General features: G+C 67.5%; 13 protein-coding genes. 3 read left to right on the top strand and 10 right to left on the bottom strand.

What is annotated here, in order from left to right; genetic code table 11:
• Nucleotides 1-57: 57 nt before the first annotated feature.
• Nucleotides 58-2,127 (bottom strand): ComEC/Rec2 family competence protein, encoded by a 2,070-nt coding sequence (locus ACW179_RS14470; RefSeq protein ID WP_492064321.1) that lies wholly within the window; start codon nucleotides 2,125-2,127, stop codon nucleotides 58-60.
• Nucleotides 2,128-2,242: 115 nt separating this feature from the next.
• Between ACW179_RS14470 and gltX the strand changes: the two genes are divergently transcribed.
• Nucleotides 2,243-3,664 carry a glutamate--tRNA ligase gene (gene gltX, locus ACW179_RS14465; RefSeq protein WP_492060176.1) on the top strand — a complete coding sequence of 474 codons (1,422 nt, stop codon included), beginning with the start codon at nucleotides 2,243-2,245 and terminating at the stop codon, nucleotides 3,662-3,664.
• Between the two features lie 66 nt (nucleotides 3,665-3,730).
• Nucleotides 3,731-5,011, top strand: coding sequence for a citrate synthase (gene gltA, locus ACW179_RS14460; RefSeq protein ID WP_492060175.1), 1,281 nt, complete (start codon nucleotides 3,731-3,733; stop codon nucleotides 5,009-5,011).
• 64 nt (nucleotides 5,012-5,075) lie between these two features.
• Here gltA and ACW179_RS14455 read toward each other — a convergent pair whose 3' ends face one another.
• Nucleotides 5,076-5,336 (bottom strand): EscU/YscU/HrcU family type III secretion system export apparatus switch protein, encoded by a 261-nt coding sequence (locus ACW179_RS14455; protein ID WP_492060174.1) that lies wholly within the window; start codon nucleotides 5,334-5,336, stop codon nucleotides 5,076-5,078.
• Nucleotides 5,333-7,069, bottom strand: a complete 1,737-nt coding sequence (gene fliK, locus ACW179_RS14450; protein WP_492060173.1) for a flagellar hook-length control protein FliK — start codon at nucleotides 7,067-7,069, stop codon at nucleotides 5,333-5,335. The genes ACW179_RS14455 and fliK overlap by 4 nt, the downstream gene beginning before the upstream one ends.
• Before the next feature lie 159 nt (nucleotides 7,070-7,228).
• Between fliK and ACW179_RS14445 the strand changes: the two genes are divergently transcribed.
• Nucleotides 7,229-8,950, top strand: coding sequence for an ATP-binding protein (locus ACW179_RS14445; RefSeq protein ID WP_492060172.1), 1,722 nt, complete (start codon nucleotides 7,229-7,231; stop codon nucleotides 8,948-8,950).
• Here ACW179_RS14445 and lpxB read toward each other — a convergent pair.
• From lpxB to bamA, 7 genes are read right to left on the bottom strand one after another with little or no spacing between them, the layout of a single operon-like run.
• Nucleotides 8,947-10,131, bottom strand: a complete 1,185-nt coding sequence (gene lpxB / locus ACW179_RS14440) for a lipid-A-disaccharide synthase (RefSeq protein WP_492060171.1) — start codon at nucleotides 10,129-10,131, stop codon at nucleotides 8,947-8,949. The genes ACW179_RS14445 and lpxB overlap by 4 nt on opposite strands.
• Entirely contained in the window at nucleotides 10,128-10,970 is an 843-nt protein-coding gene (gene lpxI, locus ACW179_RS14435) for a UDP-2,3-diacylglucosamine diphosphatase (RefSeq protein ID WP_492060170.1), read from the bottom strand. The genes lpxB and lpxI overlap by 4 nt, the downstream gene beginning before the upstream one ends.
• Before the next feature lie 10 nt (nucleotides 10,971-10,980).
• Nucleotides 10,981-11,775, bottom strand: coding sequence for an acyl-ACP--UDP-N-acetylglucosamine O-acyltransferase (gene lpxA, locus ACW179_RS14430; protein WP_492060169.1), 795 nt, complete (start codon nucleotides 11,773-11,775; stop codon nucleotides 10,981-10,983).
• Nucleotides 11,772-12,248: a 3-hydroxyacyl-ACP dehydratase FabZ gene (gene fabZ / locus ACW179_RS14425; RefSeq protein ID WP_492060168.1), complete on the bottom strand. Its 477-nt coding sequence runs from the start codon at nucleotides 12,246-12,248 to the stop codon at nucleotides 11,772-11,774. Before fabZ ends, lpxA begins: the two co-directional genes overlap by 4 nt.
• A 2-nt stretch (nucleotides 12,249-12,250) precedes the next feature.
• A complete protein-coding gene (gene lpxD, locus ACW179_RS14420; RefSeq protein ID WP_492060167.1) occupies nucleotides 12,251-13,270 on the bottom strand; it encodes a UDP-3-O-(3-hydroxymyristoyl)glucosamine N-acyltransferase in 1,020 nt (339 codons plus the stop codon).
• 52 nt (nucleotides 13,271-13,322) lie between these two features.
• A complete protein-coding gene (locus ACW179_RS14415; RefSeq protein WP_492064320.1) occupies nucleotides 13,323-13,964 on the bottom strand; it encodes an OmpH/Skp family outer membrane protein in 642 nt (213 codons plus the stop codon).
• Between the two features lie 5 nt (nucleotides 13,965-13,969).
• The gene (bamA, locus tag ACW179_RS14410) at nucleotides 13,970-16,333 is read right to left on the bottom strand and encodes an outer membrane protein assembly factor BamA (protein WP_492060166.1); all 2,364 of its coding nucleotides are present in this window, start codon (nucleotides 16,331-16,333) and stop codon (nucleotides 13,970-13,972) included.
• Nucleotides 16,334-16,346: the final 13 nt, after the last annotated feature.

Here is a 16,346-nt window from a genome sequence, read left to right as displayed (position 1 = left end):
TGGTTCTCCGCGAAGTACATAAACCGCTGGTTCCTGGGGCTCAGGGGCCCTGATCGCTCAGGGCGCAGACCACGGCCGCCGGCCCCGCAGGGGCTGGGCCCAGACCACCCACCAGCCGCCGTCTCGGCGATAGAGCTCGGCCGCGCCGCCGGCCATGAAGTCTCCGGCCGTCAGCATTACCCGTCCCGCGCAGGCGCGCGGCATGGACGGCGGGGTCGGGCCGCGCAGAACCACGACCTCGGCGTCGCGACACAGCAGGGCCAGGGCCTCGCCCTGTGGACTGCTGCGCGTCCAGGACAGCGACAGTGGTGCCGCCGCGCCCGGTCCGGGACGGCAGGTCCAGCGGTCGCAGATGAAATCCCCTCCATCGGTCAGGCTCAGACCACGACGGCGCGCCCACAGCTCCACGCCGAACCGGCGGGCGTCGGGTCGCAGGGCGATGGCGTCACCCTCGCGGCGCACGGCGGCGGCCGAGCCGTCCGCTGCGACCCAGATCTGCGGAGCCGGCGGACGGGGCCAGACCAGCACGGCCATGGCCAGGGGCAGACCCAGCCATCTCAGCCGTCCCTGCCACAGGCAAAGCAACATCACCCCGACAAAGGCGACGACCAGGGTGAAGGACGGCGCGCTGGCGACGACGGCCTGGCCGCCGAGGGATTCGAACTGCCGGGCCACGGCGACCATGGCGTCGACGCCCCACCCGGCGATCCGCAGGAACGGCCCGCCCCAGCCCAGCCCCTCCAGGGCCGTCCCCAGGGCCAGGAACGGCATGATGACGAACGACGACAGCGGCGCGACGATCAGATTGGCGGGCAGCCCCCAGACGGCCACACGGTTGAAGTGCTGCATGGCGAAGGGCCCTGTCGCCAGGCCTGCCACAAAGCTGGCCCCGACGCTGACCGCCAACCAGCCGACGGCGGCCTGGATGGCCCGGATGGGCCAGGGCACGGCCAGTTCCCGGATCGGACGCGGCCAGGCCTCGGCCAGGGCGATCAGGGCGGCGGTGGCGGCGAACGACATCTGGAAGCCCGGCGCGCCCGCCGCCTCGGGCTGCATGACCAGAATGATCAGCGCCGCCAGGGCCAGGCCGTGCAGGGTGACAGCCTGACGGTCGAACAGGATGGCGGCGAAGGCGACACAGGCGGTAATCGCCGCGCGCTCGGCCGGCGGCGGCGCGCCCGAGATCACCAGATAGCCGATCACGGCCGCGAGGCCGGCGACGGCGGCGATCTTCTTGCCCGGCGCGCGCAGGGCCAGCCAGGGCCAGGCGGCGATGGACAGCCTGGCCAGGCCAAACACGAAGCCGCCGACGATGGCCATGTGCAGGCCCGAGATCGACAGGATATGCGCCAGGCCCGACGCACGCATCGCCTCGGTCTGCTCGGGCGTGATCCAGGCCTCATGCCCCGTGACCATTGCCGCGCCGATGCCGCCGCTTTGCGGCCCCATCTGGCCCAGGATCCGCTCGGCCAGCCGCCAGCGAAAGGCGTTGATCACCAGGGTCAGACGCAGACGCCAGGGCGGCGGCTCCAGGCGAACCGGCTGCAGATCGCCCAGCGAGAAGCCAACCGCCCCCACTGCGTCGAACCAGGCGTCGCGGGCAAAGTCGTAGGAACCTGGCGCAGCGGGCGGCGGCGGCGGACCCAGAATCGCCCTCAGCCGGATCGGATCTCCGGGATCGGGCACCTGATAGGGATCGACGGTGACGCGGATTCGCCTTGGCGTTTGTTCGGGCGAAAGGCCTGAGATCCAGACGGGAGCGATCAGCAGGCGCGGCCCGCCGGCTCCGGGACTGACCACATCGACGACGAAACCCTCGACGCGGCGCGGCGCGCGCTCACCGTCGATGACCGGCGCGGCCACCCTGTCGCTGCGAATCTTGCCCGCCAGGCCGCCCCCCGCGCCAAAGGCCAGCAGGGCGGTCACGACCACCAGGAAGCGCGAAACCGACCGGCGCGCCAGCAACGCCGCAATCGCTGCAACCAGGGCCAGACCAGCCATTAGGACCAGAGGCGGTTCGACCGGCGCGTTCAGATAGGCGGCGGCGCCCAAGCCGAACCAGACCGGACTCCACAGCACCCAGCGGTCCAGATTGGCGTCCACCTGATCGCGCCCGGCGCGGAACATCGCCGCCGGGCTAGGCCGCGCCCGAAACGCCGTGCTAAGACGCGCCGCAAACGCTGCGCCCCGGCGCGCGATCCCGGCCGTCTCGGCGGCGTCCAGCTTTTCAGCATTGAGTTCGATGTCGAACCCCTCCCCCACCGACCGCGCCGTCGTCACGCGCTTTGCACCCTCGCCCACCGGCTTCCTGCACATCGGCGGCGCACGCACCGCGCTGTTCAACTGGTTATATGCACGCCATACGGGTGGGAAGTTCCTTCTTCGCGTTGAAGACACCGACCGTGAGCGCTCGACCGAGGCCGCCGTCGCCGCAATTTTCGAAGGCCTGGACTGGCTGGGCCTGACCTCCGACGAGGAACCCGTGTTCCAGCACACCCGCGCGCCGCGTCATGCCGAGGTTGTTCAACAACTGCTGGAGCGCGGACGCGCCTATCGCTGCTGGATGAGCGTCGAGGAGCTTGAGGTCGCCCGCGAGAAGGCCCGCGCCGAAGGCCACGCCATCCGCTCGCCCTGGCGCGACGCCCCGCCGCCGGCCGACCCGTCTGCGCCGCACGTGATCCGCTTCAAGGGCCCCGCCGACGGCGAGACCCTGGTCGATGACCTGGTCAAGGGTCCGGTAACGTTCAAGAACACCGATCTCGATGACCTGGTGCTGCTGCGTGCCGACGGTGCGCCGACCTATAACCTCGCCGTGGTGGTCGATGACCACGACATGGGCGTCACCCACGTGATCCGGGGCGACGACCATCTGAACAACGCCGCTCGCCAGACCCTGATCTATCAGGCGATGGACTGGGACCTGCCGGCCTTCGCCCACATCCCGCTGATCCACGGCCCCGACGGTGCCAAGCTGTCCAAGCGCCACGGTGCCCAGGCGGTCGGCGAGTTCGCCGACATGGGCTATATCCCCGAAGGCCTGCGCAACTACCTGGCCCGGCTGGGCTGGGGCCACGGCGACGACGAGGTGTTCAACGACGCCCAGGCCATCGACTGGTTCGACGTCAAGGACGTGGTCAAGGCGCCCGCCCGACTGGACTGGGCCAAGCTGAACCACATCAACAGCCAGCACCTGCGGGTCGCCGACGACGCGCGCCTGGCCGACCTGACCCTGAAGGCGCTGCAGGCCCAGGGTACCAGCCTGCCGGCCGATGCGCTCGCTCGGCTGCTGGCCGTGGTCCCGCAGGTCAAGGAAGGTGCCAAGACCATCCTCGAACTGGCCGAGCATTGCGCATTCGCGCTGAAAATCCGCCCGGTGACGCTTGAGGAAAAGACAGTCAAGCAACTGCTGCCCGAGACCGTCGAGCGGCTGGCACGCCTGCGCGATCGCCTGGCCCAGACCCCAACCTGGGAGGTCGACGAGCTGGGTACACTGTTGAAATCCTTCGCAGAATCCGAGGGCGTGGGCTTTGGCAAGTTCGGCCCGTCGCTGCGCGGCATCCTCACCGGTGGGTCGCAGGCGCCCGACCTCAACAAGATCATGACCGCCCTGGGTCGCGAAGAGAGTCTTGGCCGCCTTGACGACGCGCTGGCTGTGCGCGCATGAGGCGCTATAACGCACTCGCGAAATGAAACTTGGACTGCTCGTTCCATCGATGAAGGGGTTTCCCGCATGACCGATAAAGCCACGCTGACGATCGGCGACAAGAGCTACGACCTGCCGATCCTCAAGGGCAGCACGGGTCCCGACGTTGTTGATGTCCGGAAGTTCTATGGCGACAGCGACCACTTCACCTTCGATCCGGGTTTCACCTCGACCGCATCCTGCGAGAGCAAGATCACCTATATCGACGGCGATGCCGGCGTTTTGCTGCACCGCGGCTATCCGATCGACCAACTGGCCGAAAAGTCCTCGTTCCTCGAGGTCTGCCACCTGCTGCTGAACGGCGAACTGCCCACGGCCGCCGAATTCGCCAAGTTCGAGCACAACATCACCTATCACACGATGTTGCACGCCCAGTTCGACAGCTTCTTCCAGGGCTTCCGCCGCGACGCCCACCCGATGGCGATCATGACCGGCGCGGTCGGTGCCCTGTCGGCCTTCTATGCCGACAGCCTGAACGTCGATGACCCCAAGCAACGCGAGATCAGCGCCCATCGCCTGATCGCCAAGATGCCGACCATCGCCGCGCGCGCCTTCCAGTACAGCGTCGGCCGTCCGTTCGTGACGCCGCGCAACGAGCTGAGCTATTCGGAAAACTTCCTGCGCATGTGCTTCTCGGTGCCGGCCGAGGACTGGGTTCCCAACCCCGTCCTGACGCGCGCCATGGACCGCATCTTCATCCTGCACGCTGACCACGAGCAGAACGCCTCGACCTCGACCGTCCGTCTGGCCGGTTCGTCGGGCGCTCACCCGTTCGCCTGTATCGCCGCCGGCATCGCCTGCCTGTGGGGCCCGTCGCATGGCGGCGCCAACCAGGAAGCCCTCGAGATGCTCGAGGAAATCGGCACGGTCGAGAACATCCCCGCCTATGTGCAGGGCGTGAAAGACAAGAAGTACAAGCTGATGGGCTTTGGCCACCGCGTGTACAAGAACTTCGACCCACGCGCCAAGGTCATGCAGAAGACCTGCTACGAGGTCCTGGAACAGCTGGGCATCAACGATCCCCTGCTGCAGGTGGCCATGGAGCTGGAAAAGGTCGCCCTCAGCGATCCCTACTTCATCGACCGCAAGCTCTATCCGAACATCGATTTCTATTCGGGCATCACCCTGCGGGCGATGGGCTTCCCGACCAACATGTTCACCGTGCTGTTCGCCCTGGCCCGCACCGTGGGCTGGATCAGCCAGTGGAAGGAAATGTTCGAGGATCCCTCGCGCAAGATCGGCCGCCCGCGCCAGCTCTATACCGGTGCCACGCAGCGCGACTACGCCCCGGTCGAAACCCGCGGCTAAGCCCTCGGCTTTGCCTGATCAAGCAAGGCCCCGTCGCAAGACGGGGCCTTTTCTTTTCCGGGGCTCAGGGCCTTAGCAAAAAGCTGAGGATCTCGGCGACGGCGCGATACAGGGCCTCGGGAATTTCCTCGTCGATCTCGATCGTCGACAGGGCCTGGGCCAGGGCGGCGTTCTCCTCGATGGGCACGCCGTGCTCGCGCGCGGTCTCGACAATCTTCTCGCCGATCCAGCCCTGGCCCGAGGCCACCACGCGCGGGGCATCCGCGCCGTCATAGTGCAGGGCGACGGCGATGCGGGGCCGCACGGGTCCCAGGGGCCCGGTCACGAGGCGCGATCCACGAAACGCCCTGGCGCGCTGGGCGCGGTGTGTGGCACGCCGGCATGGAAGGCGACCTCCGGCGTCAGTTCGGCCTGGCGCAGGGCGGCGCTCAACGTCTCCTCCCCCGCCTGCAGGCGCGCCATCGACTCAGGACGTTCGGCCCACAAGCTGACGCGGGTCTGGACGCCCGTCAGGGCCACCTGCACATGGACCGGCCCCAGCGGCTCGACATCCAGCGAGAAGCGCGCCCGCCATGTGCGTTCGACCTCGCCGCCGCCCGAGGCTCCGCCGCCGCCGCTATCGCGGCTGATCTCGAACTGGGCCACGGCCACGCCCTGCGGGGTCTGGAACGGCAGGTCGATCACAACGCGGGTCGGCCGTGCCTCGGCCGGTCGCTCCGGGTCGGCGCGCCCCTCGGGCAGGGAGGCGACCTGCAGCAGTTCCTGACGGGCGATGGCGCCGCTGACATCCGCCAGGAGCCGCCGTGCCAGAACAAGCGGCGGGGTATCGTCTCGCAGGTCGGAAGCGGCAACCGGCTGGGCCGTAGTTGGACCGCCGGCATAGGGCGGCGGCGGTCTTGACGCGGGCCTGATCCCCGGCGCGGACGCATCATCCGGCTTCGGCCTGCCGGCGTATGCCGCAGGCAGGTCAGCCAGGGGCTCCTCCTCGATCATCCCGACCATCAGCATCATGGCGGCGGCTGGAGGAGCCGCCCCCGGCGGGGGCGCAGGTCCCGTGACCGTCGCCATTGGCGGCGAGGCGGGCGGCGGCGGCGCGAGCGACCGGGCCGGCAGCGTCGGCTGAGGCTCATCCGGTCCAGAGACCAAGGGCGCAGCTTCGTTGCTGGCCACCATCGAGGTGGATACAGCGCCGGGCGATGCGTTCGACGCAGGGGCTGAAACCGGCTTGTTCGCCAGTGGCTGCAACGAGGGCGTTGGCGGCGGCGTTGGCGGCGGCTGCGATGGCGGCGCGCCGCCGCCGGGGCGGGCCGCTACAGTCGTGGGCTCAAACGGGGTGTCGGTAGCCAACCCAGACCCCGGATGGGTCGTTGCTTGCCCGGCAGGCGCAGCCCCGGCCGGAGCGGACGACAAGGCGAGGCCCGATTTGGCCGGACCGGGGTCTGGCGCGTCCGGCGCCGGGGGCGGCACCTCGGCCAGCCAGGTCGATACAACCGCCCTGAAGACCAGCAGCGCGGCCTTCATGTCACGCGGCGGCGCCGGCGCAGGCGAAGCGCGATCGGGCGCAAGATTGCGCGCCAGATCCGATTCCAGAAACGTCCCCGAGCGCCGCACGGCCTCGCGCAGGACGGCGGACGTGACGGGGGCATCGGCCGGCACCGCCCGGTCGAGCAGGGTCCGGGCGGCCTGACGCACCGACGGCGGCGTATCGGGCCTGTCCAGCGCCACCACGAGGTCGGCCATCAGAGGCGCGAGACCCGCCTGACGCGGTGCCGCCTGGGCCACCACTGCCCGTACTGCGGCGACAAGCCGATCTGGAATCGGAACGGTCGGCGTCTCCGCTGCGCCGTGCGCCGCCTGGCCAGTCGAGCTTTTCGCGATCGCTCTGGCGGCATCATCGACCCCGCTGGTCCCGTCGATCATCTCGCCCAGGGTCGCCACGCCCTCGGTCAGAGCCGCCCGGGCGCGGGCCAGAAGGGCGGCAGCCGAATCAGCCGGCGTCCCGACGGCCGAGAGGACGGGATGAACGGGCGTGAGCGGCGCTGCAGGATCAATCGCCAAGACGTGCAGTCTCCAGCCAGGCTGCGGACCGTGAAGAATGCAGCAACCCTACGCCAAACCGCGAGCAGCGCCAGTCAAGCCGAATGGATGGCGACGCGGGCTTCATGGTTCAGTAGTAACTACAATGTCATCCCGGTATGCGTGCAGGAGTGCTTCACAGTGAACAGCGGCCGAGGATCGATGCGCTGGACCGACATTGTCGGGCATCGCCGGCGTGACCTGATGTCGATCCTGCCGATGACCTTGCTGGCGGCTGTCGGGTCGTCGATCTGGCTGGGCCCCGGGACGCCGATCGCCTGGCTGGCCGGGGTCTCGCTCCTGATCGCTATCAACTATCTGATCTGTCGCTGGGTCGGGATACAGACCGAACCCAAGCCTCGGCACGAGGTGCTGCTGGCCGCCTTCACGGTGCTGTATACGGGACTTTACTGCACCCTGCCCGTGGCGCTGGTGCTGCACGGCACACGCACCTCTGTAGTCGCCGGCGCAGCCATGCTCGGCGCCGTGGCGCTTTCCAGCACCGCCGAATATGTGATCTCCCGACGCATCGGGGCCGCTTCATTCCTGGCCCTGCTGCTGATCATTCTGACGTCGGCCGTCCTGGCCATCCCCACCACACCCATCGACCAGGCCCTGCTGTCCATGGTCGCCTCACTGGCCTTCCTGACCTATGTGGTCCAGTACGCCATCCATAGCGAACGCGCCGACCGCGAGATGGCCGCCGCCCTGAGTCTGGCCCGCGACAAGGAAGCCGAGGCCGAGGCTGCCAACCAGGCCAAGACCACCTTCCTGGCCACGATGAGCCACGAGATCCGTACCCCGCTGAACGGCGTGCTGGGTATGGTGCAGGTCATGGAACTGGACGCCCTGTCAGAAGCGCAGCGCGACCGGCTGAAGGTCGTGCGCGAATCAGGTGAGGCCCTGACGGCGATCCTCAACGACGTGCTCGACCTGTCGAAGATCGAGGCTGGGCGGCTGGAGCTGGAGTCCATCCCGTTCGACCTGGCCGAACTGCTTGGCCGCAGCCAGCAGACCTTCGCCATGCTGGCCACAGAGAAGGGTCTGGTCCAGAAGCTCGAGATCTCTGACGGGCTGGCCAGCGCCTATCGCGGCGACCCTGGGCGCCTGCGCCAGGTGATCCACAATCTGCTGTCCAACGCCGTCAAGTTTACGGCCAGGGGTGTCATCACCCTGGGCGCGGCGCCCGGTGCGACCGGCGTGCGGATCTTCGTGACCGATACCGGACCCGGATTTGCCGAACACCAGCACGAAAAGCTGTTTGGTCGGTTCGTACAACTGGATGCCTCCACAACCCGACAGCATGGCGGCGCAGGGCTGGGCCTGGCGATCTGCCGCGAACTGTGCGGGCTGATGGGGGGCACAATCTCCGTGACGAGCCGCCCGGGCCGGGGCTCGACCTTCACGGTGGAACTGCCCTTGCAACCGCTGGCCCAAATCGAACCCTCCGCGCAGACGGACAAGGCTGAGACGCCGCCGGTGGCGCGGTCGACGCTGAAAATCCTGGCCGCCGAGGACAATCCCGTCAACCAACTGGTGCTGCGCGCCATGCTGCAACAGGCCGGGGTCGATCCAGTCATCGTAGATGACGGCGCCAAGGCCGTTCAGGCCTGGAGCGACCAGGTCTGGGACGTCATCCTGATGGACATCCACATGCCAGTGATGGACGGCCTGAAGGCGCTGGGCGAGATCCGGCGGCGCGAGACCGAAGGCGGTCTGGCGCGCACGCCGATTATCGCCCTCACCGCTAGTGCCATGAGCCACCAGGTTGCCGACCTGCTGGCAGCCGGCATGGACGACCATGTCAGCAAGCCCATCGACGTGAGACACCTGTTCGAGGCCCTTGATCGCGCGGTGGGTTAGGAAACCTGACCTGGGCGCGCGCGGCCCATGAAGGCCAGCAGGGCCCGGGCTGCAGCCTGCGATGGATCAGGCATGCCGCGTCCCATCTGCTCCAAGGCGGCGTTCTGGGCCGCGATCTGCGCGGCGCGGGCCAGCGGATCGTCAAGGCGCATCGCCACTTCCCGAGCGAGGGCAGCGCCTTCGAGATCACCTTGAAGAAGCTCCGGTGCGACCGTGTGCCCGGCTGCGATATTGAACAGCGTCACCCAGCGCGGCTTGAACAGCAGCTTCAGCAGGCCGTAGGTGATCGCCCCGGTGCGATAGCCGACCACCATGGGGCATCCGGCCAAGGCCAGTTCAGTGGTGACCGTGCCGCTGCAGGCCAGGGCCACCGTGCCGGCGACCATGGCGTCGTCTTTCAGGGCCTCGTCCTCGATCACATGGGCGCGGAACGGCCAGCCGGCGACGCGCGCCCTCACGGCCTCGACTACAGTCGACGCGGCCGGCACCACGACGGCCAGACCGGGGCGCTGGTCCTTGAGGCGACGCACGGCGTCCTCGAACACCGGCATGACCCGCTCGATCTCCGAAGGCCGGCTGCCGGGCAGGACCAGCAGAATCGGCTCGTCTTGCGTCAGGCCGATGGCGGCGCGCAGCCGGGCCGGATCGGCCTTGGCGAAGCTCTTGGCCAGGGCCGAATTGCCGACGAAGACGTTCTCGAGGCGGGCCTCGTCGAAGAACGGCTTGTCCATGGGCTGGATCGACATCAGGAAGTCGACCGCCTTGGCCAGGGCGCGTGCCCGCCCCGGGCGATAGGCCCAGACCTGCGGGGCCACATACTTGACCAGCGGCAGATCGGGACTGGCGCGCCGCAGCGCCTGGGCCAGGCGGATGTTGAAGCCCCAACTATCGATCAGAACCGCCACGTCGGGCTTTTCCCGCGCCGCCAGGGCCAGGGTATCCTTCAAGCGCGCCATGGCCCGGGGATAGGCCTTCAGGCTCTCAACGATGCCGATGATCGACAGCTGGGCGATGTCGAAGGGGCTGTGCACGCCCTCCACCGCCATCTTGGCACCGCCCACGCCGACGAAGCGAACGGCATCCTCGCCCAGTTCCTGCTTCAGCGCCCGGGCCAGGCCTGCGCCGAGCGCATCGCCCGAGGCCTCGGCCGCCACCAGCATCACGACCAGGGGCCGCTTCACGGCTGGCTCCGGGGTTCGACTCCCAGCACGAACAGGCCAAGATCGTCGGCGCAGGCGATGACCGCCTCGCGGTCCACCACCAGCAGGCGACCGGCCTCGCCGACCACACCCGCCAGACCCGCCCGCGCGGCGCGTTGCAGGGTGGCGACGCCGATGGTGGGCAGATCGACCCTGGTTTCCTGGATGGGCTTGGGGGCCTTGGCCAATACGCCGCGACGCTGTTCAGCGCTGCCGCGAATAGCCTGAGGCAGGTCGGCGACCCGCCGCAGCATGGCGTCGGTGCCCTCCTGGGCCTCCACCGCCAGCACCAGGCCCTCGCAGACCACAGCCCCCTGCCCCACGTCCAGCTTGCCGATCTCGCGGGCCACCAGCAGAGCACGCTCGATGTCCGAAGCGTCTTGGGCGCGCGGAGCGTGTGCGCCCAGCGGGCCCAGCGGCAGGGTCATCTCACCGACGACCTCATGCGCGCCCTCGATGGCAAAGCCTTCTTTCTCGAACTCCAGCAGAACGCGACGCAACAAGGCGTCGTCGCCCTGGCGCGCGGCCTTGATCAGGCCGGGAATAACCGTGACGCCGCGCAGGTCGGGGATCAGGGCGGCGAAGTCGGGCCGCTCGACCGTGCCGGCGAAGCAGACCACCTCGCAGCCCTGCGCCTTCAGAGCCTTGAACACCTTGCCAAACTCGCCCAGCCCAACCTCGTCGCCGGGATATCGGGTCAGGACAGGGTCAGCAAAGCTGCGCAGGCGCATCACCGCGAAGGGACGTCCGGCGGCCTCGCAGTGAGCCGCCAGTTCGACGGGCAGCGCGCCCCCGCCGGCGATCAGACCAAGCTTACGCATGTGGGAGAGCCTAGACCTCGCGCTCGGGCAGGCAGAGCGGGCGATTGGCGTCGGCGCGGACGAAGTCGACGATCTCCATCACCTCGGCATTGCCAGCGTGGATCTCGGCCACGTCCTCCAGGCGCTCCTGGAAGGTGCCTTCGTTGGCGAACATCAGGCGATAGGCGGCGCGCAGGGCGTTGATCGTCTCGCGGCTGAAGCCACGACGCTTCAAACCGACAAGGTTGAGGCCTTCGAGATGGGCGTGGTTGCCCCACACCGAGCCGTAGGGAATGACGTCCTTGGTCACGGCGGCCAGGCCGCCGATGAAGCTGTAACGGCCGATACGGGTGAACTGGTGCGCCGCCGCCAGACCGCCCATGAACACATAGTCGCCGATGGCCACATGCCCGCCCAGGGTCGCGCCCTTGGCCATCACCACATGATTGCCGACGTCGCAGTCATGGGCGATGTGCGAACCGACCATATAGAGGCCGTCGCTACCGACAGTAGTCACGCCTTTGCCCGAAGCGGTGCCGGTATGCATGGTGACATGCTCGCGGATGATGTTGCGCGGGCCGATCAGAAGTTCTGTGCGCTCGCCCTTGTGCCCAAGGTGCTGGGGCGGTCCGCCCAAATTGGCGAAGGGGTGGACCACGCAGCCTTCGCCCAGGGTGGAGGCCCCCTCGATCACCACATGCGACATCAGCCGCACGCCGGCTTCCAGCGTCACGTCGGCGCCGACGATGCAGAACGGCCCGATCTCGACATCCTGGGCCAGCTTCGCGCCGGGGGCGATAATCGCGGTAGGATGGATCTGGGTCATTTGGTCGGCGTCTCCACGACCATGGCGGCGAATTCGGCTTCGGCGGCGACCTTGTCGTTCACCTTGGCCACGCCCTTGAACTTGAAGATGGTCGAGCGCGAGCGCGTCACCTCGACCTCCATGCGGATCACGTCACCGGGGCGCACGGGATTGCGGAAACGGGCGTTGTCGACCGACATGAAGAAGATGGTCTTGCCCTCGGTGTCGACTTCCAGCGACTTGCTCATCAGCACCGCGCCGGTCTGGGCCATGGCCTCGATGATCAGCACGCCAGGCATCACCGGATTGCCCGGGAAATGGCCCTGGAAAAACGGCTCGTTCATCGTCACGCACTTGATGCCGACGATAGACTTGTGCGGCTGATAGTCCTCGGCCCTGTCGACCAGAAGGAACGGATAGCGGTGCGGAATCCTGGCGAGGATCTCACTGATGTCGATTGCAGATTGCGCCGTTTCGGCGATGTCCTGGCCCATACTTAGCCCCTTGTTCCCCGGCCGCCCGCCATGCGCGACAGCCATGCGGTCTCCCGGAGCCACCGCTTCAGCGGCCGCGCCGGAAATCCAGTCCATGTTTCGCCCGCCGGCACGGGCTTGAACACCGAGGCCGAGGCGCCGATGCTGGCGCCCGAGCCGATGGTCAGGTGATCGGCGACGCCGGCCTTGCCGCCAAACGCCACCCCGTCGCCGACGACGGTGCTGCCCGAAATTCCGGTATAGGCCGCCAGCACGCAGTTTCGCCCCACACGGACGTTGTGGGCGACGTGGACCAGATTGTCGATCTTGGTGTTCTCGCCGATGGTCGTATCGTCAAAGGCGCCTCGATCCACGCAGCTGTTGGCCCCGATGGTCACGCCGTCCTGGATCACCACCCGCCCCAGCTGCGGCAGATCAACAACGCCACGCGGTCCTGCCGCCGCCCCGAATCCCGCCTCGCCGATCACGGCACCGGCGTGGATCGACACCCGGTCACCAATCAGGGCAAAGCCGATCACGGCGTTGGCACCGATGACGCAGTCGCGACCAATGGAGACGCCGGGGCCGATGACCACGCCGGGCGCGATCGCGGTTCCGCGACCGACCCGGGCCCCTTGGCCGATGGCCACGCCGGGCGACAGCCGGGCACCGGCTTCGACCTGGCTGTCGGGATGGATCAACGGCGCTGCGGGATCATGACGGCGCTGGGCGTGCAGTCGACCGGCAGCAGCGGCCCAAGCGGCTTGCGGATGGGCGGTCAGCAGCGCCGCGCAGCCCGGCCCGAGCAGGTCGGCATGCTCAGGCCTGACGAAGCACGCGCCGGCCTTGGTGGCGGCGGCAGCCTCGCGGCGCTTGGGATCGGAAAAGAAAGCCACGGCCCCCTCACCGGCCCCGTCGAGCGGGGCAACGTGGTCGATGGACCGTTCGGAAACCGCCGGGTCAGCCAGGGTGGCGGATGACAGGCGCGCCAGCTCGCGGAGCGACACCGGACCCAGGTCGTCGAAGAAGCGTGGGTCCGGCATCAGGTCCTCTTGGGGCGAGCGGCCCGGGCTAGGGCCCGGGCCAGCGACTCGCTTATTTCTTGGTCGGCTGCAGAGCTTGAGCGCCCGGCAGAGCCTGGTCCAGACGTTCGCGATCAAAGGTCAGGGTCTTGATGCGGGCGTTCAGGGCCACGACGACGGCATCGGTGATGTCCATGGCCGGATTGGCCAGCAGAACCGACTCGCGGTCGACCAGAAGGCCGCAGGTGCGCTGCTGATAGACCTGCTTGATGGCCGGATCGAGCTCTTGATAGACGCGCGACAGCGCCTTCTGCTCGGTGGCTTCAACTTCCTTCTGGCGCTGCTGACCCTTGCGCTGCCAGGCGTTGGCCTTGACCTGCAGGGCCGCAGCCTGCTGCTCCAGCGAGCCCTGGTCAAGGGTGGCGCGCTTGGCGTCGAGGGCCTTGGCTTCATTGTCGAGCGCGGTGCGCTCGCCGGTCAGCTCGGCATTGACCTGCTGGATGATGACCTTCAGGCGCGCATCCACGGCCTGACCCACCTGCGAGGCACCGACGGCGCGCTGGCTGGACAGGATGCAGACGCCGGGAGTGGCGGGGCCATGCGTGATGGCCGGAGCCGCCGGAGCAGCGGCGGGAGCGGTCTGGGCCATGGCGCTGGACGCCATGGCAAGCGCGACGAGGCTGGAAGCGGTCGCGGTCAGGAACTTCGAATTCATGATCATTAGAACCTTGTGGAGGTGGAGAACCGGAACGTTTCGGTCCGGTCATAGTCTTCCTTGGAGAGGATCTTGCTGAAATCGAACCGGATCGGCCCCATGGGTGATTTCCAGTCGATGCTGACGCCCGCCGATGCGCGGAGCCCCAGATTGTCGGCGATGTTGGGATCGAACACACCGGTCGAGGACTGGCGATCGACATCGTCCAGCAGACCGGCGGTGCCGACGTCGCTGAACAGTGCGGCCTTGATGCCGTACTGTTCCGGCAACAGGGTCGGAACGGTCAGCTCGAAGGACCCGATCGCATAGAGCTTGGCGCCCATCGAATTGCTGGCCGTCGAGGTATCGCGCGGACCGATACCGGCCGTCTCGAAGCCCCGGAAGCTGGTGCCGCCCTTGTAGAAGCGGTCGTTGATGCGCACGTTGTCGCCGCCCCAGCCCTCGATATAGCCGGCCGAACCGGTGGCGCTGAAGATGAAGTCCTTGTTGAAGCCCCAGTACCAGCCGCCGTCGGCTTCGGTTTTGAGGTAGTTCACGTCGCCGCCGAAGCCCGCCAGATCCTGGTTCAGGTCGGCGAACCAGCCGCGCGTAGGCTGGATGGGGTCGTTGCGCTTGTCGATCCGAAGGCCGTAGCCAATCAGCGAGGTCATGTAGGCGCCACGCTGAAGGCAAAGGATCTGCGAGACCGAACCGCTGGTGCAGAGATTGTCTGACACGCTCACCTCATCGCGACGCAGCGTATAGCGCATGCTCATCGAGGCGTTCTGGGTCAGCGGGAAGCCGATGCGAACATTGCCGCCCACCGAGCTGGTGTCATAGGCGGCGAAATCGCTCAGGTCATAACGGAACGAATAGATATCGACGCCGGCCACGAGGTTACGGCTCAGGAAGCGTGGCTCGGTGAAGGCAAAGTCGATCTGCTGACGCAGCGAGCCCACCGAAATCCGGCCCCGCATGTTCTGGCCACGCCCGCGGAAGTTCCGCTCGGTGATGCCCACGTCGAGCACGAGCTTGTCGACCGAGCTGTAGCCCGCGCTGAACGACAGCTCGCCCGTCGGCTGCTCCTCGACCTTGACCCGCAAGGCGGTGCGGTCGGGCGCGCCACCGGGGATTTCCTCGATCTCGACTTCCTTGAAGAAGCCCAGGCGACGGATGTTGTTCTTGGACCGGTCGACGAGCACACGGTTGTAGGCGTCGCCCTCGGCGACTTCCAGTTCGCGGCGCAGGACGTAATCCAGGGTCCGGGTGTTGCCGACGATGTCGATGCGATCGACATAGACACGCGGCCCTTCGCGGACCTGGAACACCACATCGACCGTATTGGTCTCGCGGTTGGGCACATAACGCGGACGCACGTCCACGAAGGCGAAGCCGGCGGCACCGGCAGCGAAAGTCAGGGCGTCCGTGGCCTGTTCGATCCGCTCGTCTTCATACAGCTGGCCGGTGCGGATGGGCAGGATCTGGGCCAGCAGCGTGCCGTCCAGCTTCTTAAGCTCAGTGTCGACCGTGATCTTGCCGAACTTGTACTTGGGGCCCTCTTCAAGGGTGTAGCTGACCGCAAAACCGTTCTTGTCCGGCGCCAGTTCAGCCACCGACGAGACGACGCGGAAGTCGAAATAGCCGCGATTGCGATAGTGCTTGCGCAGCTGCTCGCGGTCGTACTCGATCCGGTCAGGGTCGTAATTGTCGTTGCTGGTCAGGAACTTGTACCAGTGCGACTCCTTGGTCACGATCACATCGCGCAGTTCGTTGTCCGAATATTCCGAATTGCCAAGGAAGTTGATCCCCAGGACGCCGCTCTTCGGGCCTTCATTGATCTCGAACACCAGGTCGACGCGCTTTTGCGGCAGTTCCACCACCTTGGGCGTCACGGTGGCCGAGATGCGGCCCGAGCGGCGATACAGCTCGATGATACGCTGGACGTCGGCCTGGACCTTGGCGCGGGTGAAGATGCCGCGCGGGCGGATCTGGACTTCGTCCTTCAGCTTGTCTTCCTTGAGCGACGAATTGCCCTCGAAGACCACCTGGTTGATGATCGGGTTCTCAACGACCTTCACGATCAGGTCGCCCGACAGCATCTCGATCTTCACGTCGGCGAACAGGTCGGTGCGGGCCAGGGTCTTCAGCGCCAGGTCGAGGCGCGCGGCGTCGACCGTGTCGCCCAGCTGGATCGGGAGATAGGAGATCACGGTCCCCTGCTCGATCCGCTCGTTACCCTGGATGACGATCCGCTGCACCACGCCCGATGGCGCGGCGGCCTGCGCGAACGCGGCCTGCGGCGCAACCAGCGCGGTGGAGCCGAGAAGAAGCGCCATACCGGTGGCGAACGCGGCGCTGTGGGCGCGAAGATTGTTCATGGGACCATTCATGGACGAAGAGCGG

It is taken from the genome of Caulobacter sp. AVps18 (assembly GCF_058681425.1).
This window is presented reverse-complemented; position numbering and strand designations above follow the sequence as displayed.

Coding starts and splice junctions, on each gene's coding strand:
- fabZ (WP_492060168.1), bottom strand. CDS start 12,248: ATGGGCCAGGACATCGCCGAAACGGCGCAATCTGCAATCGACATCAGT.
- lpxI (WP_492060170.1), bottom strand. CDS start 10,970: ATGCGTAAGCTTGGTCTGATCGCCGGCGGGGGCGCGCTGCCCGTCGAA.
- lpxD (WP_492060167.1), bottom strand. CDS start 13,270: ATGCCGGACCCACGCTTCTTCGACGACCTGGGTCCGGTGTCGCTCCGC.
- gltA (WP_492060175.1), top strand. CDS start 3,731: ATGACCGATAAAGCCACGCTGACGATCGGCGACAAGAGCTACGACCTG.
- ACW179_RS14470 (WP_492064321.1), bottom strand. CDS start 2,127: ATGTTCCGCGCCGGGCGCGATCAGGTGGACGCCAATCTGGACCGCTGG.
- bamA (WP_492060166.1), bottom strand. CDS start 16,333: ATGAATGGTCCCATGAACAATCTTCGCGCCCACAGCGCCGCGTTCGCC.
- lpxA (WP_492060169.1), bottom strand. CDS start 11,775: ATGACCCAGATCCATCCTACCGCGATTATCGCCCCCGGCGCGAAGCTG.
- ACW179_RS14415 (WP_492064320.1), bottom strand. CDS start 13,964: ATGAATTCGAAGTTCCTGACCGCGACCGCTTCCAGCCTCGTCGCGCTT.
- gltX (WP_492060176.1), top strand. CDS start 2,243: ATGTCGAACCCCTCCCCCACCGACCGCGCCGTCGTCACGCGCTTTGCA.